Here is a 17,662-nt window from a genome sequence, read left to right as displayed (position 1 = left end):
GTTTTCATGGCAGAGACGAAAACAACCGTCCGGTTTCAGCCGGAACAAAAGGGCCCGCTGCACGGTATCCGCGTCATTGACCTCAGCCGCGTGGTTGCCGGAAACATGCTATCGCTGCAGCTCGGCGATTTCGGCGCCGACGTCGTCAAGGTGGAGCCGCCACAGGGTGATGCGCTGCGCGAATGGCGCGACCATGGCCATTCGCTTCACTGGAAAACCTATGGCCGAAACAAGCGCTCGATCGCGCTCAACCTGCGTCAGCCGCAGGCGCTGCAAACCCTGAAGAAGCTGCTCGAAACGGCGGATGTTTTCATCGAGAACTTTCGGCCGGGCACGCTGGAGGAAATGGGGCTTTCGCCGCAAAGCCTCCTGGAAATCAACCCGGGGCTTATCATCGTGCGGATCTCGGGCTTTGGCCAGACCGGCCCCTATGCCAAGCTGCCCGGCTTCGGCACGTTGGTCGAGGCGATGAGCGGCTTTGCCTCGCGCACCGGTTTTCCGGATCGCGAACCGGTACTGCCACCTCTGGCGCTGGCGGACATGATCTCAGGACTGACGGGTGCCAATGCCGTAATGATGGCGCTGTTTGCCCGCGAACGCGGTGACGCCGAGGGTCAGGTGATCGATCTTTCCCTGCTGGAGCCGATCTTCGCCTCGCTTGGGCCGGAAGCATCGATCTATAGCGTCACTGGCAAGGTCAAGCAGCGCTCCGGCTCAGGCTCCAATACGGTCTCACCGCGCAACGTCTATCTGTGCAGCGACGGCAAATATGTGGCGCTTTCGGGATCGACTCAGGTCATCGCGATGCGGATTTTCGACATTGTCGGCCGCCCGGAGATGAAGGACGATCCGCGGTTTTCGACCAATGTCGAACGTGTCCGCCATCGTGAGCTGGTGGATGAAGCACTCGGCGCGTGGTTCGTCACCCGCACCCGCGACGATGCGTTGAAAGCCATGCGTGCCGCTGGCGCAACCGTTGGTCCGGTCTATGACATTGCCGATATCAGTACAGACCCGCATTTTGCCGAGCGGGAAATCGTCGTGGATGTGGAAGATGCCGATCTCGGCAGCATTCCGCAACACAACATTTTTCCGCGCTTCTCGACGACTCCAGGGGGCTTTCGTCATCCGGCACCGGGCATCGGAGAACAGACCGAAGAAATCCTTGCCGAGATCGGCATGACCTTGGCTGACCTGGAGGACAAGGCATGATCTCGTCACTCCTCTACGTACCGGGCAACGCGCCCCGTTTTCTGGAAAAGGCCGGTCAGCGCGGGGCCGATGCCGTTATCGTCGATCTTGAAGATGCCTTACCCGAGGCAGCCAAGACCGAAGCCCGAGATGGATTGGCGAGATGGGTACCGGCGATCAAGAAGGCCGGCGGCCGGGTGTTCGTGCGCGTCAACCACTCCGAGCGGCTGATCGAGGACGCGATCGCCGCGACGCAAGCCGGTGCCGACGGACTTTACGTCCCGAAGGTCTGCAGCCCCGATGTTCTCGTCCGTTTGGCGAAGAGCCTCGAAAACCACGAAAAGGATCGCTCGCCGATCGCCTTCGTGCCGCTGATAGAGGACATGCAGGGCCTGTTCGAGGTTCGGTCCATTGCCAAGGGGCCGCGCGTCATGGCCCTTGCCTGCGGCGGCGAGGATCTTGCGACCGCCATGGATGCGAAGCCGACGCCGGAGGTGCTGCGTTATCCCAAGCTCATGATCCATTACGCGGCCAAGGAGGCCGGCGTGCTGTCTCTCGGGCTTCTCAGAACCATCGCGGATTTCGCCGACAAGGAGGCCCTTCGCGCCGCCGTACTGGAGGCGCGTGACTTCGGTTTTGACGGGGCAAGCTGCATTCACCCTTCCGTCGTTCCTATCCTCAACGAAGGTTTCGCGCCAAGTCCGCAGGAGGTCGCCTGGGCGCTGAAAGTCGTTGCCGCTAACGAGAGAGAGGCGACCGCTGGACGAGGCGCCTTCATGCTGGACGGCAAGTTTATCGACGCACCGATCGTCACGCGCGCCGAAAATCTAATTCGCAAATCGCAGAAAGGACGCGCTAGCTGATGATCCATGACATCATCCAAGGGGTCGAGCACGGCATGCGTGGCCGACGCATCCTTGTGAGCCACAACCAGATCGCTGAAAAGGCGATCAGACTGTTGAATGCGCATGATATCGACGTGTTCTTCTCGCCACCCTACGATCCGTCCGATGTGGTGGCCAAGCGCGCCGCCGATCTCAAGATTGACGGACTGATGGTGCGCCAAGGCCGCATCGACGAAGCGGTGATTTCCGCTTCTCCCAATCTCAAGGTCATCGCCAAGCATGGCGTCGGTGTCGACAATGTCGATATCACCGCCGCCGCCAAGCTTGGCATCCCCGTGCTTCGGGCGATGGGCTCGAATTCGCGTGCCGTCGCCGAGCACACGATCGCGCTGGTGCTCAGTCTGATCAAGGAAATACTGCCGCTCGATCGCGCCGTGAAAAGCGGTGAATGGCCGAAGCCAACATTTATCGGCAAGGATTTCCTAGGCGCCACGATAGGTCTTGTCGGTTACGGCGGGATCGGTCGCGAGACGGCACGCATGGCCGAATCTCTTGGCATGGAAGTCGTGGTCTATGACCCTTTCGCGCCGGACGCAGCAGAAGCCGATGGTTTCGCAACTTCAGACGATATCGACGCCATGCTGCCGGCGCTGGACATTCTCAGCATTCACTGCCCGCTGACCGCGGCAACACGCGATCTGATCGACGCGAGGAGGCTCGCAATGATGAAGAATTCCGCGGTTCTGGTGAACACGGCACGCGGCGGCATTGTCAACGAAGCGGCACTTGCAGAGGCTCTTGCCGCTGGGACTGTCGCAGGCGCCGCTCTCGACAGTTTCGCCACCGAGCCGCCGGCGGCCGACAACCCGCTCTGGACCTTCAACACGCTGATCGCAACGCCACACATCGGCGGTGTCACATATGGCTCCGCCGATGCGATGGCGATCATCGCCGCGCATCACATTATCAGCGTTCTCGACGGCAATGCGCCGGACGAACGCTCGATTGCACGCCCAACCGAACTTTCTGCTTGAGGTATTCATGACGTACGGATTTCGCATCAAACTAAACTGGGACCGCGTCGAGCCGGCGCTTGTCCAGTCCTTCCGAAGCCTTCCCGTTGCCAATGTGAGCGATTCTATGTCGCGCATCTGTGCGCTCGGCACAGGATTGCGGCCGATGCATAAGTCGGGCAACCTTGCAGGTCCGGCGCTGACCGTCCGGACCCGGCCGGGTGACAACCTGATGCTGCACAAGGCAATCGACATGGCTCAGCCAGGCGACGTAATCGTCGTTGATGCTGCCGCGGATTTGGCCAATTCGTTGATGGGCGAGCTGATGCTTGCCCATGCCATCCGGCGCGGCGTGGCCGGCTTCGTGCTGAACGGCGCCATCCGCGACGCCGAAGCCTTTTTGGAACGGAACATTCCAACTTTCGCCGTCGGCGTGACCCATCGAGGCCCCTATCGCACCGGCCCTGGAGAAATCGGTCTTCCGATTGCGATCAACGGCACCGTCATAGAACCGGGCGACCTAATCCTTGGCGATCTCGACGGCGTCGTCAGCGTGCCGAAGGTCGATGCGCATGATATTTTGACGGCCACGATCAAGAAGCACGACGCCGAAACCAAGCAGATGGCCGAGACCGAAGCTGGTACAGTCAACCGCGACTGGGTTGACAAGGTACTGAAGGAAGCCGGCTGCGAGTATATCGAGTGATGTGACGGAGCCATGGAGACAAGCGCGCCGGTCCGTGCCGGTCGGCCGCCGGAAAATCCCGCCCTCACTTTCCAACTATCGGCGCTTCTTGCGCCATGGCGCGTCCTTCTGCCAGTCGCCGGCCATGATGCTCCCGTATGGGATGACCTCGTCGACAATTTCGGCAAGGCCGTAATGTTCGATCTGCGACCGGACATTGGCGGCGTTCTTGTAGGCGCTCGGCAGCTCCGAAATATCGGGCGTGCCGGAGAAGAAGCGGGCGTCGAGGCCCGACGTCTCCCTCTCCATGACAGCCGCGATGTTATTCGGGCTGAGACCCCGGTTATCGGCGCCGAATTCCTCGCCGAGGCGACGTATATGCGCCGTACGCGAGAAATTGCGGCCGGCGCCATGCGGCGAGAAGCCGAGGCCATGGGGCGCATTCGAGCCGCGCACGATCAGGATCGGTTCGGCCATGTTGAGCGGGATGATCGTCAGATCGGTCGCGTCGTCCGCCCAGTTGTCGAAAGCTGGCGTGGCACCCTTACCATGGTAGAACAAACCGTCGGACTTGCGGAATACGAAGTTATGCTCGTTCCAAAAACGGTCGCTCACCTTCGCCGCCAGCTTTTCTGCCGTCATGTCATGGATGGCGTAGTGGTTTTCCTTCGTCCACTGGCGGATCGTCTGTAATGCCGACCAGTACATTTCCCCCTCTTCGCTCTCGGCCGGAATCCAGGCATTCTCCCGATGCGTTTCGGGCGAAAGCACTTCCCTGAACCGGTTGGCGATCTTCATGCCGCGATCATACAGTCGTGCGCCAGGAGCGCGCGACCCGTGATGGGTAACGAGCGCCGTCTCGCCGGTTGATTTCATCTGGCCGACATAGGCGAAATGATTGCCGTCGCCCTGCGTGGCGAATTGATCGATGCCCACACTGAGGATTTCCCTCAGCAAAGGGTTTGCGTGGAACGCCGACAATGTCGTCTCGGAAGGCTTGATCTGGGCGCCGCGCGGACGTCCGCCCGGACCGAAATGCGTCACCGCGTGGACGGCATCGAGCAAGGCCTTGGGCTCGATACCCGGGAAGATCGAGATCGCCATCGAGCAGCAGATATCGGCCGAATGCATGCCGGGGTGGATCGCTTCCGACGCCACCACGCCGCCAACCGGGATCGTGCCGACCGGGCCGGCGGGACAGGCGTCGGGCATGATCGCGGCTGCACGCACGACCGGCGTTCGGCAAAGCTCGCGCATCGTCGCACTCACCTTCTCGATATTGTCCTGTTCGAACGCGTTTTCGGCACGGATGTTCATATGGATCAGCACGTCATTTTGCGCCTTAAGCGGCAGGGTCGGCCCCGGCTGATAACCGCGGGCAACCGCCAGCGCATCGGTCGTGGAGCCGCCATCGCTCAGCACCCGGTTGGCCGCTTCCAGCGCATCTCGAAACCACTTGCCCTGGCTCATGCCGGCATCGATCAAGTCCTGTCCGCTCATTACCTCTGTCATTGTCTTCTCTGCGTTTGCAGTCCTTCTGGTTCACTTCAATTTCGTCACGCCACCTAGCCGACAAGCATTTGCAGGAGATCGCTCACCGCACGCATTCCATGGTCATGGCGCGATGCGGCCCCTGTAGTCTCCGGCGGCATTCGCCCAGGATCTTCTCGTCACCCCGGCGACGAGTTTTGACAGGACAGTTGTCTGAGCTACGCGTTACCTCACGGTAACCGGGATGAATCGAACACCCGACCTTCCCGCCGAAGATCGGCGGGCTGCTCTTTCCATGTAGTCCTGCCGGCATTCGCCGGGCATTTCGTTCCTTCAATTCCGCCGGCAACAAGGGTGGCGGGACAGTATTCTCTGAGCTACGCACTCCCTTCGGGAACGCGGGATGATTTGAACATCCGACACACCGACCGGAAACCGGGCGGCTGCTCTACCTGTAGTCCTGCCGGCATTTGCCGGGTCGTAGTCGCAGCGGCGACAAGTGTGGACGAAACCGGATGGTCCCGCTCATGCCAGAGAGCGTGTGCCAAGGAGGAGTCGAACCTGCCAGACCATCCAACGGTGCTGTAGTTTCGTCCGGCATTCGCCGCTGCAATTCACGTCAGAATGACAATCACCCGGAAACGTCCCGCCGGTCCTCCACGATGGAAGACGACGGCGGAGCAGGCTTCGAACCTGCAACTCCATTCGCGGAGCACCAATATCGTTTCCGGGCATTTGCCTCAGTCATCATGGCGACCAGTATTCGAGGAAACATCCGCTACCATTTGAGGTCGTGACTTCCCCTGCAGGGTTTGAACCTACCGCGGCTAATGTAGTTTCCTTTGCATTCGCCATGTCATTCGTCCGTGACGACGAGGTTTGGAGAAACGTCCTGCTCTATCCGCTGAGCTACGGGTCCACAAATTGGAGGACCCGGCGGGACTCGAACCCGCGACCTGGAGGGTGACAGCCTGTAGTTTCTCCGGCATTCGTCACGGTCTCCGCGCCGTTCACAGCGGCGCGGAGGTATTGCTTGTGGCGTCAGAGTTCGATCGCCTCGATGGTTTTCACCCAGCTGTCTCCTCCCTTCGGATTGGCCGCGAAGGACGTGATGACCTCATAGACGGCGTCCGAGAAGCCGCCGATGTTGAGCACGTCGTCGCGCGTCGGTGCCTGCGTTGTCGCATAGGGCTGGATATCGAGGCAGACCAGCTTTGCAGCCGGGTTGATCCTCTTGATCCTAGCCCACTCCGTCATCACAGCCGTCGGCTGGCCGCTCTTGCCCGCATCCACCCAGGACTGGTTGTCCGAGATAAACACGACGAGATCGACCTTCGCCTTCTCGTCTGCGAGCTTGCGCAGCGGCGCGGAACAGTTCGTTCCGCCGCCGCCGACCGCGGCCAGCTTGCCGGCATTGGTCATCACCGAATCCCGACGGTTGAGCGAGATGTTCACGACATCATTCTCGAACGGCAGCACCCGTGCCTTCGGGTTGCGCTGCAGGAACGAAGCGGTCATCAGACCAGCGACATCAATGCAGCGAACCGCTGACGTCGCGCCCTTGCGGAAACCGGTCACAGGCGAGCCCATGGAGCCGGAAACGTCCGGGCAGAGCACCACATTGCCGGCAAGCGACGGCACGTTGGAGATCGCAACATCCATCGCGTCCTGCAGCGCATCGCGCACGACATCCGGAACCTGGCCACTGACCATCTTCCACGCCATCATCAGCTGATAGGGGAAGACCTTGGCCTTGCGAACCTCGTCCGGATCGGCCAACCGCGCAGCTAGCGCCTCGGCAAACCCTTCGACTTCGAACACGCCGTTGCGTGCGAAGGTGTTGAGATTCTGCCGCACCATCTGCCAGCCGCCCTTTTCGGCGATCTCGACCCAATGCTCCCGCGTCAGCGGCAGCGAGGTCAGCATCTGGAACGGCACGTCCGGCACCGGACCCGTCTGGTCGCGCCGGAAGGCTTCCAGCGCCTTGACCAGGTCCGGCAATGCCGCATAGTCGTGCGGCTTGCCGATCGCCCAGGCATAGAGCGCCTTGCGTTCTTCCGACGCCGGCTTCGGGTGCACCATGCGGATAACGTCGGCGAGCGAAGGATCGTTGCCGACCAACGCGCGCAGGATCTGCTCGTTGCTTGCCCGTTCCAACCATGCCTGCACCAGCTTCTTCGGCCGAGTGCCGAGGGACTTGCGTCCTGTCGCACCCGACCGCATCACCTGGACGAAACCACGCAGCATCTTGCCGCTCCTGATCACGCGCGGAAACGCACGGGCAAACGCCTCGCTCTGGAGACCGGACAACATGGCCAGCAGGGTGACCGGCATGTCCTTCATGTGGCCTTTTTCGGCGGCATGGATAGCCACCTTGGCCAGGAACTCCGGCTCGACCTTAAGCGCAAGCGCCTTGACCGCCTCCAGCTGATCGGCACCATCTGCATAAAAGGTTCCGTTGAACGTGCCCGTCACGGCATACTGCGCCAGCGTTTCGCGCGGCGTCAGTGTGTAAGCCGGCGCAGCTTCGTGGTTTTTCGTGTCCGTGCCCGGAAGCAGTTTTCCGAGGTAGGTTTTGAAGATCGCCTTGTTGACCATGACAGCACCTTTTCGTTGGTTCATGCCAGATACATTTCAAGACGCGTGCCAGATCGAGTAAATCAGCCATAACCAAGCAAAATATTTTATATCTAACTGTTATTATTGATAAAAATTACAACCGGCCGATGAGCCTCCGGAAGTTGTCAAAGTTCAGAATCTCCAATAATATATCTATTAATATATTTGCTTATAAAATTGGATAAGCCATGAAACGACGAGTTGCCATCAGCATTTTGGGAACCACCCTGGACATGGGGAAATGGGACAATCGCTGGAGCCGCTGGCGACCCAATGTCGGGCTCTGCCAGCAAGCCGGCCTGTTCATCGATCGGTTGGAACTCATCCATGACAATCACGCCAGCGCGCTCGCCAATCGGATCACCGCTGATATTGCGACAGTATCGCCGGCAACGGAGGTCCGAAGCAATGTCATCAACTTTCGTGATCCGTGGGATTTTTCAGAGGTCTACACAAGTCTTCGGGATTTTTCCCGCGGCTACCCGTTTGATCCAGACACGGAGGAATATCTCGTCAACATTACTACCGGCACGCACGTAGCGCAGATCTGCTGGTTCCTGTTGACCGAGGCCCGCATCATTCCCGGCCAATTGCTGCAGCTTTCGCCGCCACGCGACCGCGAACCGGACCAGGACTTCGCCGGCACGCACAGGATCATCGACCTAGACCTCTCGCGTTACGACGAGATCGCCAAGCGCTTCGCCTCCGAGCGTGAAGATGCCGCCTCGTTTCTGAAATCAGGGATTTCGACCCGCAACGCCGCCTTCAACCGGATGATCGACGAGATCGAGAAGGTGGTCATTCGCTCGAAAGCACCTGTTCTGCTGACCGGTCCGACGGGGGCGGGCAAATCCCAGCTTGCCCGCAGGATCTACGAACTCAAGAAGAGCCAGCGCAAGGTGAGCGGCCCTTTCATTGAGGTCAACTGCGCGACCCTGCGCGGCGACCAGGCGATGTCGACTCTCTTCGGCCACGTGAAAGGTGCATTTACGGGGGCCGCCGGTGAGCGTTCCGGATTGCTGAGGTCAGCGGACAAGGGCGTATTGTTTCTCGACGAGATCGGCGAACTGGGCATCGACGAGCAGGCCATGTGCCTGCGCGCAATCGAAGAGAAACGTTTCCTCCCCGTTGGCGCCGATCGGGAAGTTTCCGCCGATTTCCAGCTTCTAGCCGGCACCAATCGCGAGCTTGGCGACGATGTACGAAGGGGCAAGTTCCGCGAGGATCTCTACGCCCGCCTGAATCTCTGGACCTTCCAGTTGCCGGCCCTCCGAGAGCGCAAAGAGGACATCGAGCCCAACCTTGATTTCGAATTGAAGCGCTACCTGGAACGCGAAGGCGAAAACATCACCTTCAACAAGGAAGCACGCGAGCGTTACCTCAGCTTCGCAACCGGCCCGCATGGCGTCTGGAGCGCCAACTTCCGCGACCTGTCGGCCTCCATCACCCGCATGGCGACGTTGGCGCCCCATGGTCGGATCACCACGGACGTCGTCGATGACGAGGTTCGGCGGCTGAACACCTTTTGGCGCGCGTCATCAGACGGTCACGCGGCCGATACACTGATTGAGGAGTTTTTGAGTTCCGAAGCGGCCGCGTGCCTGGATCGCTTCGATGCAACCCAGCTTTCCGAAGTCATCCGCACCTGCAGGGAACACCCAACTGCGAGCGCCGCCGGCCGGGCCCTTTTCGCCAACTCGCGACTGGATAAGAAGAGCAGCAACGACGCGGATCGCCTCGTAAAATATCTAGCGCGGTTCAACCTGAAGTTCGATGACGTCCGAAAACGAGGCTAGCCGATCATTGGTGAGAACATGGTTGCGGCGTGAGTGTGGCGGTTGATGAGAGCGCATCTTCGAAACAAAAACAGTGCCTCTTTAGAGCCGTTGGGAAAGTGCTGCAAACCCGAAGGCCAACCATGGCGGAGAGGGTGGGATTCGAACCCACGATACGGTTGCCCGTATGCCGCATTTCGAGTGCGGTGCTTTCGACCACTCAGCCACCTCTCCGCTTTGCTGGTCGGCGCATTTGATGCGCGGCTGTCTCATAGCGGCGAAAAATCGGGCTGGCAAGGGGTGAAATGCAAGTCTTCATATCCTTTCGCCTTGACAGTTTTTAGGGCCTCGCGTAAGGCCGGACGCGTCGAAGTGTGGAAAAATGTCCAGACCAGACGTTGCGCGCCGAGGCGTGCAGAAAATCACCGGCAGATGCGTTCTGGAAGATCCGTCTTTCGCAACCCTGCTATAGCCCGACTGAGAAAAAGACGGCCGTCCTTTTGGGGATAGAGCCGGAACGAACATGAAAGGATAACCAATGTTCGCAGTCATCAAGACCGGCGGTAAACAGTACCGCGTGGCCGCCAACGACGTGCTCACCATCGAAAAGCTGGAAGCAGAAGCTGGCGCAATCGTAGAATTCAACGAAATCCTGGTCATCGGCGTCGGCGCCGATGCCAAGTTCGGCGCTCCCTTCGTTTCGGGTGCGACGGTCAAGGCTGAAGTTGTAGAGCATAACCGTGGCAAGAAGGTTCTCTCCTTCAAGAAGCGTCGCCGCCAGAATTCCAAGCGTATTCGCGGTCATCGCCAGCATCACACGGTCGTCCGCATCACGGACATCCTCGGCTAATCCAGGTTTTCGAAAGTTAAAGGAGAACACCAATGGCACATAAAAAAGCTGGCGGCTCGTCGCGTAACGGTCGCGATTCTCAGTCCAAGCGCCTTGGCGTGAAGAAGTTCGGTGGCGAAGTCGTCATTCCGGGCAACATTATCGTGCGTCAGCGCGGCACGCAGTGGCATCCGGGCGCCAATGTCGGCATCGGCACTGACCACACGATCTTCGCACTGACGGCAGGAAACGTGAATTACCGTACGCGCGCTAATGGCCGCGTATACGTGTCCGTTATGCCGAAAGCCGAAGCCGCAGAATAAAGCCGGCAAGCGTTTAGCAACCGGCGTCTCATCGACCCGGTTGAACGTTTGAAGGTTCAGTCAAAGAAAAGGGGAGATGGGGCGCTACCCATCTTCCCTTTTTCTTTTATCCCTCAAAGGAGACTGAACCATGCAAGGCGAATTAGTAAGGGCTGGCCAATTACGGCCGCCGGAAACCAGACCAGAGGAACGGCTCAGGCCGGACCGGCTGAGAAGCGATTGCCCCGTCTTACTGTCGCAGAGCCTTGTTCTGCGCGCACCGCACGAAGACGATATTGACGCACTTGCCCATCTCGCCAACAATGCGAACATTGCGACCATGGTGTCGCGCATGCCGCATCCCTACACGTCTAAAGACGCGGCCGATTTCGTGCGACGCACGAATGCGGGCGAGATTGGCAAATGCGTTTATGCCGTGACCCGAGCTGACAACGGCCAGTTTCTCGGCTGCTGCGCACTCGAACCCCAGCTTGACGAACGAACCCTCGAAATCGGCTACTGGCTGGGCGAACCCCACTGGAACAAGGGCTATGCCACGGAAGCGGCCCACGCGCTGATCGACATGGCGTTCCGCACCCGCAGCCATATCGATCACATCGATGCCCGTTGCCGGGTCACCAACATCGCCTCCAAGCGGGTGATCCAGAAATGCGGCTTCCAGTTCCAGGGCACCGGCATGATCGAATGCCTGGCAGTGGGCGGCATGGTCCCCGTCGAATGGTTCCGGCTGGACCGCAAGACATGGATGTCGCTGAGAAGCTGGGGAGAGCTGAGATGAGTGCCGTCGTTCTCGAAAAGGCAAAAGCGGTTCGCACTGAGCCTGGCCCCTGCCCTGAAATCGTCACGCAACGCCTGACGCTTCGCCCGCACCGCCTGTCGGATGCGGCAGCGATTGCCGAAACGCTTTGCGATTTCAAGGTCAGCCGCATGCTGTCGCGTGTTCCGCAGCCTTATGACCGTCAGGATGCGCTCGACTGGCTGGTGCCGCAAACTTCGGGCATCCTGCCGAACTGGCAGCTGGCGATCACCACCGGCGACGATGTGCATATCGGTGTTGTCGGGCTGGAACTCAGGCACGGGCGCTGGCATCTCGGTTACTGGCTGAACCGGCTCTATTGGGACCGCGGCTATATGAGCGAGGCGGCGTCGGGGGTCCTCGACCGCTTCTTCCGCCGCATGCCGGATACTGTCGTCCATTCGGGCGCGTTTGCCGACAATCTCGGTTCGCTCAATGTGCAGACAAAGCTCGGCTTCCGCATCACCGGCGCAAGCGATGTGTTCAACCGTGCCCGCAATGTCATGGTACCGCATATCGAGACGGAGCTTGTGCCGGAGGATTTCCGGCTTCTGGCACCCGCTCCCCGGCATGATCGCGCCTGATCATGCCTTGATCACGATCGGCCCCGGAGGATGGCTTGTCCGCCGGGGCCGTTTTCAGCGCATTCTGTCGATAGGCTTTGACCTAAAGCCTGTCGGACGGTATCGAAAACCTTAAGTACGTCCCGCCGGAGAGCGGGAGCGACCAAGAACAGGACTACCAGACCGATGAAATTTCTCGACGAAGCAAAAGTCTATATCCGCTCCGGTGACGGCGGCGCGGGCGCAGTTTCGTTCCGACGGGAAAAGTTCGTCGAATTCGGTGGACCTGATGGTGGCGATGGCGGCCGTGGTGGCGACGTGTGGGTCGAAGCCGTCAACGGCCTCAACACGCTGATCGATTTCCGTTTCCAGCAGCATTACAAGGCAAAGGTCGGCATCCACGGCATGGGCCGCAACCGCACCGGCGCCAATGGCGACAGTGTCACGCTCAAGGTTCCGGTCGGCACGCAGATCTTCGAGGAAGACAACGAAACGCTGATCATCGACATGACCAAGGAGGGTCAGCGGTTCAGGCTTGCCAAGGGCGGCAATGGCGGCTTCGGCAACACGCATTTCAAGAACGCCACCAACCAGGCACCGAACTGGGCAAACCCTGGCCTTGAGGGCGAGGAAAGCACCATCTGGCTTCGGCTGAAGCTGATTGCCGATGCAGGACTTGTCGGCCTTCCGAATGCCGGAAAATCCACCTTCCTGGCCTCGGTTACCCGCGCCCGCCCGAAGATCGCCAACTATCCCTTCACCACGCTGCACCCGAACCTCGGTGTCGCCACGATCGACGGCCGCGAGTTTGTTCTCGCCGATATTCCGGGCCTGATCGAAGGCGCTCATGAAGGCGTCGGCATCGGCGATCGCTTTCTTGGCCATGTGGAACGCACCCGCGTTCTGCTGCACCTCGTGTCTTCCATCGAGGAAGAAGTCGGCAAGGCCTACAAGACGGTCAAGACCGAGCTTCAGGCCTATGGCGGCGGTCTGACCGACAAGCGCGAAATCGTTGCGCTGTCACAGATCGATGTGCTCGACGAGAAGGAACTGAAGAAGAAGGCCAAGGAGCTTGAGAAAGCCTGCGGCCAGAAACCGTTCCTGATCTCCGCCATCACCGGCACGGGCATGACCGATGTTCTGCGTGCGTTGCGCGATGTCATCGTCGCGGCAAGCGTCGGCGAAGACACGGCTCTGCCGAACCGCTCCGTTCCTGTTCAGGAGTTCGACGAGGACGTCGACGAATGACGCCAGGCCACGAGATCGGTCACAAGCAAGTCTCTTCCGGGCAAGCCGGCGGTCGCAAGCCGCTCGGCGACCATCGCCGGATCGTCATCAAGATCGGCTCGGCCCTCTTGGTCGATCGCAAGACCGGCCTGAAATCTCCGTGGCTCGACGCGATCTGCGCCGATATCGCCGCGCTTCGGGCCAAGGGTATCGATGTTCTCGTCGTCTCCTCCGGCGCGATCGCCCTCGGCCGGACTGTGCTGGACATTCCCCACGGCGCCCTCAAACTTGAGGAAAGCCAGGCAGCGGCAGCCGTCGGCCAGATCGCGCTGGCGCGTGCCTGGTCGGAAAGCCTGTCGCGTGACGGCATCGTTGCAGGGCAAATCCTGCTGACGCTGGGCGATACGGAAGAGCGCCGCCGCTATCTCAATGCCCGCGCCACGATCAACCAGCTTCTGAAGATCGGCGCTGTCCCGATCATCAACGAAAACGACACCGTCGCGACATCCGAAATCCGCTACGGCGACAACGACCGGCTTGCCGCACGCGTCGCCACCATGACCGGCGCCGACCTTCTGGTTCTTCTCTCCGATATCGACGGGCTCTACACGGCACCGCCGCATCTCGATCCGGACGCGCAGTTTCTCGATATCATCAATGTCATCACGCCTGAGATCGAGGCGATGGCCGGTGGTGCGGCTTCCGAACTGTCGCGCGGCGGCATGCGCACCAAGATCGACGCCGGCAAGATCGCGACGACTGCGGGCTGCGCCATGATCATTGCATCGGGCAAGCCGGATCATCCGCTGCGCGCCGTCGAACAGGGCGCGCGATCCTCCTGGTTTGCCCCATCTGGCACACCGGTGACGGCCCGCAAGACCTGGATTGCCGGACAGTTGCAGCCGGCCGGAGAACTTGTGGTCGACGAAGGCGCCGAACGCGCGCTGGGTTCTGGCAAAAGTCTGCTGCCAGCTGGCGTGCGCCGCATCGAGGGCAATTTCCACCGGGGTGATACGGTCGCGATCATCGGCGCGGAAGGCCGCGAGATCGCCCGCGGTCTTGTCAGCTACGATGCCGACGAAGCGCGCCAGATCACCGGCCGCAAATCGACGGAAATCGAAGCCATTCTGGGCTATGCCGGCCGTGCCGCCATGGTCCATCGCGACGACCTTGTCATGACAGGCGCGATCAGGCGCACGACCACCCGCAAGGAGGATGCCGTCCATGTTGGATAAGGTCCAGACGACCGACGTTGCCGCAATCATGGATGCGATCGGCGTCAACGCAAAGGCTGCAGCCGGCGCATTGGCAACGGCATCGACCGAGCAGAAGAACGATGCGCTCAATGCCATGGCCGATCTGGTACTCGCCAACAGCGCCGAGATCCTGAGCGCCAATGCCGAGGATCTCCGCAACATCGAGGGCAAGGGGCTCCTCCCCTCCTTCATCGACCGGCTGACGCTGACGGAAAAGTCGATCGCCGGCATGGCGGAGGCGCTTCGCGAAATCGCCGCGATCAAGGATCCGGTCGGCGAAGTGATCGCGGCCTGGGATCGTCCGAACGGCCTGCATATCGAACGTGTCCGCACGCCGCTCGGCGTGATCGGCGTGATCTACGAGAGCCGCCCGAACGTGACGGCCGACGCCGGCGCGCTTTGCCTCAAGGCCGGCAATGCGGTGATTTTGCGCGGCGGCTCGGATTCAATCCATTCATCGCAGGCGATCCATCACTGCCTGGTGGCGGGACTGAAGAAGGCGGGTCTTCCCGAACATGCGATCCAGCTCGTGCCGACGACGGATCGTGCGGCCGTTGGCGCCATGCTGTCAGGCCTGTCAGGCGCCATCGACGTCATCGTTCCCCGCGGCGGAAAAAGCCTGGTCGCCCGCGTCCAGTCCGAAGCCCGCGTGCCGGTCTTTGCGCATCTGGAAGGCCTTTGCCACATCTATGTCGATGCCTCCGCGGATCTGGAAATGGCAAAGGCGATCGTCGTCAACGCCAAGATGCGCCGCACCGGCGTCTGCGGTGCGGCCGAAACACTGCTGGTCGACAGCGCTGCCATCGGGACCCACCTGATGCCGGTGCTGGAGGCGCTGACGCAAGCCGGCTGCGAAATCCGCGCTTCGGCGGCCGTGCTCAAGGTTCACCCGGGCTTCAAGCCTGCGAACGAGGAAGACTGGCGCACGGAATATCTCGATGCCGTCATTTCGGTGGCGATCGTCGATGGCATTTCCGGTGCGATCCGCCACATCAACACCTATTCGTCCAACCACACCGAAGCGGTGATTGCGCAAGATCCGGCCGTGGTCGCGCGCTTCTTCAACGAGATCGATTCGGCGATCCTGCTCCACAACGCGTCTACCCAGTTTGCCGATGGCGGTGAATTCGGCATGGGCGGCGAGATCGGCATTTCCACGGGCAAGATGCATGCGCGCGGCCCTGTTGGCGTCGAACAGCTGACCTCGTTCAAATACAGGGTGCATGGCACCGGCCAGATCCGGCCCTGACGTGACGGAAGAGCGGATCGAAAGACGCCATCTCGCCATGCCGCATGTGGAACGGGGCATGGCCGTCGGCCTTTTCGGCGGTTCGTTCAACCCTCCGCATGAAGGCCACCTTCTGGTCGCCGAGATCGCCCTTCGCCGGCTCGGACTCGATCAGCTGTGGTGGATGGTGACACCTGGCAATCCGCTGAAAAGCCGGTCGGAACTCGCGTCCCTCCCCGACCGCATCGCCATGAGCGAGCGGCTGATCCAGGATCCGCGCATCAAGGTCACCGCATTCGAGAAAGCACTCGGCGGCGCCTATACCGCCGATACGCTCTCCTTCGTCAAGGCGCGCAATCCGCATATCCATTTCATCTGGATCATGGGTGCAGACAGCCTCAGGACCTTTCACCATTGGCAGAAGTGGCAGGAGATCGTCTCTACCTTCCCGATCGCCGTGATAGACCGGCCGGGTGCCACCCTTTCCTTCCTGTCATCAAAGATGGCCCGCACATTCCAGCATGCCCGTGTCGACGAGACAGATGCCGGTACGCTGTGGAAGCGCCGTCCGCCCGCTTGGACCTTCATCCACGGTCCGCGTTCGGCCCTCAGTTCGACGGCAATCCGGGCATCGGGAAAGACTTCCAATTCCTAAAACTGGAACATTCCGATCACTTGAAAGATAAAGCATTCAATGCCACCTTCCTTATGCGGCCGGTCATCAGACGGGATTCGCACGAAGAGGATGTTGCTGTTACCGGACGAAAGGAACGACCCTGACAACAGTACACGCCAAGGGAAGGACGGCCTCCGTCATTCCGCAGAGCCTGGAACGTGGCGATGATGCCGCCGCCCATGCCCTCGATCAGGTCCTCACCAGCCTCGAGGACTCCAAAGCAGAAGATATCGTCACCATCAATATTGCCGGAAAATCCGCTCTCGGAGATTACATGGTCGTCGTCTCCGGACGATCGAGCCGGCATGTCATGGCGATCTGCGATCACCTCATCACCGACCTGAAAGCAGAGGGCCTCGGCGGGGCCCGTGTCGAAGGCATGGAGACGGGTGATTGGGTGCTGATTGACACTGGTGATATCATCATCCATGTGTTCCGCCCCGAAATCCGCGAGTTCTACAACATCGAAAAGATGTGGGCCGCTCCGGATGTCGAGGAAGGCACAGTGCTTCACTAACAGGCCGGGACAGTCCTGAGCCGACCAGAGGCGACGATTGCATGCTAACGGCGGCGCGTTGACGACGTGCCGGCGCAGTAGCAGCCGAGAGCCCTGAAAACAACGGATCAGGACATGCGCATCAGCCTTTTCGCCGTGGGACGGCTCAAAGCCGGACCGGAGAAGGATCTTGCGTCCCGTTACCTCGACCGTTTCTCCAAGGCCGGGCCCGCGATCGGGCTCGAACTTGCCAGGATGATCGAAGTGCCGGAAAGCCGTGCTTCCAATGCAGAAACGCGAAAGCGCGAGGAGGCCGCCGCACTCGAGAAGGCCCTTCCCGATGGTGCCATCCTCGTTCTGCTCGATGAACGCGGCAAGGCGCTCGATAGCGAAGCCTTTGCCGGTCTGATCGACAAGTACAAGGACGGCGGCAAGCGCGACATGATGCTCTCGATCGGCGGCGCCGACGGGCTGGACCCGGATCTTCGGGCACGCGCTGATGTCGTCCTCAATCTCGGCTCTATGACATGGCCGCATCAGCTGGTCCGCATTCTCATCGCCGAACAGCTGTATCGCGCCGTCACCATCCTTTCAGGCCATCCCTACCACCGCGTTTAGACTTCGTTTACCTTCCGGGCCGATGTTGCGA

General features: G+C 60.5%; 17 protein-coding genes and 1 tRNA gene. 15 read left to right on the top strand and 3 right to left on the bottom strand.

What is annotated here, in order from left to right:
* The first annotated feature begins 6 nt into the window (after nucleotides 1–6).
* From ACQY1L_RS15365 to ACQY1L_RS15350, 4 genes are read left to right on the top strand one after another with little or no spacing between them, the layout of a single operon-like run.
* Nucleotides 7–1,212, top strand: a complete 1,206-nt coding sequence (locus ACQY1L_RS15365; protein WP_113166357.1) for a CoA transferase — start codon at nucleotides 7–9, stop codon at nucleotides 1,210–1,212.
* Nucleotides 1,209–2,054 carry an HpcH/HpaI aldolase/citrate lyase family protein gene (locus tag ACQY1L_RS15360; RefSeq protein WP_092665067.1) on the top strand — a complete coding sequence of 282 codons (846 nt, stop codon included), beginning with the start codon at nucleotides 1,209–1,211 and terminating at the stop codon, nucleotides 2,052–2,054. Before ACQY1L_RS15365 ends, ACQY1L_RS15360 begins: the two co-directional genes overlap by 4 nt.
* Nucleotides 2,054–3,070, top strand: a complete 1,017-nt coding sequence (locus ACQY1L_RS15355; RefSeq protein WP_430241594.1) for a hydroxyacid dehydrogenase — start codon at nucleotides 2,054–2,056, stop codon at nucleotides 3,068–3,070. The genes ACQY1L_RS15360 and ACQY1L_RS15355 overlap by 1 nt, the downstream gene beginning before the upstream one ends.
* A 7-nt stretch (nucleotides 3,071–3,077) precedes the next feature.
* On the top strand, nucleotides 3,078–3,755 hold the full coding sequence (locus ACQY1L_RS15350) for an RraA family protein (RefSeq protein ID WP_092665070.1): 678 nt from the start codon (nucleotides 3,078–3,080) through the stop codon (nucleotides 3,753–3,755).
* A gap of 75 nt (nucleotides 3,756–3,830) precedes the next feature.
* Here ACQY1L_RS15350 and ACQY1L_RS15345 read toward each other — a convergent pair whose 3' ends face one another.
* Both ACQY1L_RS15345 and ACQY1L_RS15340 read right to left on the bottom strand, forming a co-directional pair.
* A complete protein-coding gene (locus tag ACQY1L_RS15345) occupies nucleotides 3,831–5,234 on the bottom strand; it encodes an RtcB family protein (protein ID WP_092665073.1) in 1,404 nt (467 codons plus the stop codon).
* Nucleotides 5,235–6,266: 1,032 nt separating this feature from the next.
* A complete protein-coding gene (locus ACQY1L_RS15340) occupies nucleotides 6,267–7,823 on the bottom strand; it encodes a vWA domain-containing protein (RefSeq protein ID WP_430243995.1) in 1,557 nt (518 codons plus the stop codon).
* Between the two features lie 209 nt (nucleotides 7,824–8,032).
* Here ACQY1L_RS15340 and rtcR point away from each other — a divergent pair, with 209 nt between their 5' ends.
* A complete protein-coding gene (rtcR, locus tag ACQY1L_RS15335) occupies nucleotides 8,033–9,640 on the top strand; it encodes an RNA repair transcriptional activator RtcR (RefSeq protein ID WP_430241592.1) in 1,608 nt (535 codons plus the stop codon).
* 123 nt (nucleotides 9,641–9,763) lie between these two features.
* On the opposite strand, the gene ACQY1L_RS15330 is transcribed toward rtcR, so the two are convergent.
* Nucleotides 9,764–9,853: transfer RNA gene (locus ACQY1L_RS15330), tRNA-Ser, on the bottom strand.
* A 304-nt stretch (nucleotides 9,854–10,157) separates the two neighbouring features.
* Between ACQY1L_RS15330 and rplU the strand changes: the two genes are divergently transcribed.
* The 10 genes from rplU (at nucleotide 10,158) to rlmH (ending at nucleotide 17,631) form a co-directional block, all read left to right on the top strand.
* On the top strand, nucleotides 10,158–10,469 hold the full coding sequence (gene rplU, locus ACQY1L_RS15325) for a 50S ribosomal protein L21 (RefSeq protein ID WP_062462732.1): 312 nt from the start codon (nucleotides 10,158–10,160) through the stop codon (nucleotides 10,467–10,469).
* A 32-nt stretch (nucleotides 10,470–10,501) separates the two neighbouring features.
* Entirely contained in the window at nucleotides 10,502–10,771 is a 270-nt protein-coding gene (gene rpmA, locus ACQY1L_RS15320) for a 50S ribosomal protein L27 (RefSeq protein WP_062462735.1), read from the top strand.
* 130 nt (nucleotides 10,772–10,901) lie between these two features.
* Entirely contained in the window at nucleotides 10,902–11,549 is a 648-nt protein-coding gene (locus tag ACQY1L_RS15315) for a GNAT family N-acetyltransferase (protein ID WP_430241590.1), read from the top strand.
* A complete protein-coding gene (locus ACQY1L_RS15310; RefSeq protein WP_430241588.1) occupies nucleotides 11,546–12,151 on the top strand; it encodes a GNAT family N-acetyltransferase in 606 nt (201 codons plus the stop codon). The genes ACQY1L_RS15315 and ACQY1L_RS15310 overlap by 4 nt, the downstream gene beginning before the upstream one ends.
* A gap of 165 nt (nucleotides 12,152–12,316) precedes the next feature.
* Nucleotides 12,317–13,378 carry a GTPase ObgE gene (gene obgE / locus ACQY1L_RS15305; protein ID WP_062462745.1) on the top strand — a complete coding sequence of 354 codons (1,062 nt, stop codon included), beginning with the start codon at nucleotides 12,317–12,319 and terminating at the stop codon, nucleotides 13,376–13,378.
* On the top strand, nucleotides 13,375–14,592 hold the full coding sequence (gene proB / locus ACQY1L_RS15300; protein WP_430241586.1) for a glutamate 5-kinase: 1,218 nt from the start codon (nucleotides 13,375–13,377) through the stop codon (nucleotides 14,590–14,592). Before obgE ends, proB begins: the two co-directional genes overlap by 4 nt.
* Nucleotides 14,582–15,862: a glutamate-5-semialdehyde dehydrogenase gene (locus ACQY1L_RS15295; protein WP_430241584.1), complete on the top strand. Its 1,281-nt coding sequence runs from the start codon at nucleotides 14,582–14,584 to the stop codon at nucleotides 15,860–15,862. The genes proB and ACQY1L_RS15295 overlap by 11 nt, the downstream gene beginning before the upstream one ends.
* On the top strand, nucleotides 15,837–16,496 hold the full coding sequence (locus ACQY1L_RS15290) for a nicotinate-nucleotide adenylyltransferase (protein WP_430261888.1): 660 nt from the start codon (nucleotides 15,837–15,839) through the stop codon (nucleotides 16,494–16,496). The genes ACQY1L_RS15295 and ACQY1L_RS15290 overlap by 26 nt, the downstream gene beginning before the upstream one ends.
* Nucleotides 16,497–16,617: 121 nt before the next feature.
* Nucleotides 16,618–17,034 carry a ribosome silencing factor gene (gene rsfS, locus ACQY1L_RS15285; RefSeq protein ID WP_062577032.1) on the top strand — a complete coding sequence of 139 codons (417 nt, stop codon included), beginning with the start codon at nucleotides 16,618–16,620 and terminating at the stop codon, nucleotides 17,032–17,034.
* A 114-nt stretch (nucleotides 17,035–17,148) separates the two neighbouring features.
* Complete coding sequence (gene rlmH, locus ACQY1L_RS15280; protein WP_430241580.1) at nucleotides 17,149–17,631, top strand: 23S rRNA (pseudouridine(1915)-N(3))-methyltransferase RlmH; 483 nt, start codon at nucleotides 17,149–17,151, stop codon at nucleotides 17,629–17,631.
* Nucleotides 17,632–17,662: the final 31 nt, after the last annotated feature.

Origin of the sequence: Neorhizobium sp. DAR64862/K0K3 (assembly GCF_050500185.1) — a bacterium.
GTDB lineage: Bacteria > Pseudomonadota > Alphaproteobacteria > Rhizobiales > Rhizobiaceae > Neorhizobium > Neorhizobium soli.
This window is presented reverse-complemented; position numbering and strand designations above follow the sequence as displayed.

What these genes read in the sequence shown, in the direction of transcription:
- ACQY1L_RS15365 (WP_113166357.1), top strand. Translation starts at nt 7, where the DNA reads ATGGCAGAGACGAAAACAACCGTCCGGTTTCAGCCGGAACAAAAGGGC.
- ACQY1L_RS15360 (WP_092665067.1), top strand. Translation starts at nt 1,209, where the DNA reads ATGATCTCGTCACTCCTCTACGTACCGGGCAACGCGCCCCGTTTTCTG.
- ACQY1L_RS15355 (WP_430241594.1), top strand. Translation starts at nt 2,054, where the DNA reads ATGATCCATGACATCATCCAAGGGGTCGAGCACGGCATGCGTGGCCGA.
- ACQY1L_RS15350 (WP_092665070.1), top strand. Translation starts at nt 3,078, where the DNA reads ATGACGTACGGATTTCGCATCAAACTAAACTGGGACCGCGTCGAGCCG.
- ACQY1L_RS15345 (WP_092665073.1), bottom strand. Translation starts at nt 5,234, where the DNA reads ATGAGCGGACAGGACTTGATCGATGCCGGCATGAGCCAGGGCAAGTGG.
- ACQY1L_RS15340 (WP_430243995.1), bottom strand. Translation starts at nt 7,823, where the DNA reads ATGGTCAACAAGGCGATCTTCAAAACCTACCTCGGAAAACTGCTTCCG.
- rtcR (WP_430241592.1), top strand. Translation starts at nt 8,033, where the DNA reads ATGAAACGACGAGTTGCCATCAGCATTTTGGGAACCACCCTGGACATG.
- rplU (WP_062462732.1), top strand. Translation starts at nt 10,158, where the DNA reads ATGTTCGCAGTCATCAAGACCGGCGGTAAACAGTACCGCGTGGCCGCC.
- rpmA (WP_062462735.1), top strand. Translation starts at nt 10,502, where the DNA reads ATGGCACATAAAAAAGCTGGCGGCTCGTCGCGTAACGGTCGCGATTCT.
- ACQY1L_RS15315 (WP_430241590.1), top strand. Translation starts at nt 10,902, where the DNA reads ATGCAAGGCGAATTAGTAAGGGCTGGCCAATTACGGCCGCCGGAAACC.
- ACQY1L_RS15310 (WP_430241588.1), top strand. Translation starts at nt 11,546, where the DNA reads ATGAGTGCCGTCGTTCTCGAAAAGGCAAAAGCGGTTCGCACTGAGCCT.
- obgE (WP_062462745.1), top strand. Translation starts at nt 12,317, where the DNA reads ATGAAATTTCTCGACGAAGCAAAAGTCTATATCCGCTCCGGTGACGGC.
- proB (WP_430241586.1), top strand. Translation starts at nt 13,375, where the DNA reads ATGACGCCAGGCCACGAGATCGGTCACAAGCAAGTCTCTTCCGGGCAA.
- ACQY1L_RS15295 (WP_430241584.1), top strand. Translation starts at nt 14,582, where the DNA reads ATGTTGGATAAGGTCCAGACGACCGACGTTGCCGCAATCATGGATGCG.
- ACQY1L_RS15290 (WP_430261888.1), top strand. Translation starts at nt 15,837, where the DNA reads ATGGCACCGGCCAGATCCGGCCCTGACGTGACGGAAGAGCGGATCGAA.
- rlmH (WP_430241580.1), top strand. Translation starts at nt 17,149, where the DNA reads ATGCGCATCAGCCTTTTCGCCGTGGGACGGCTCAAAGCCGGACCGGAG.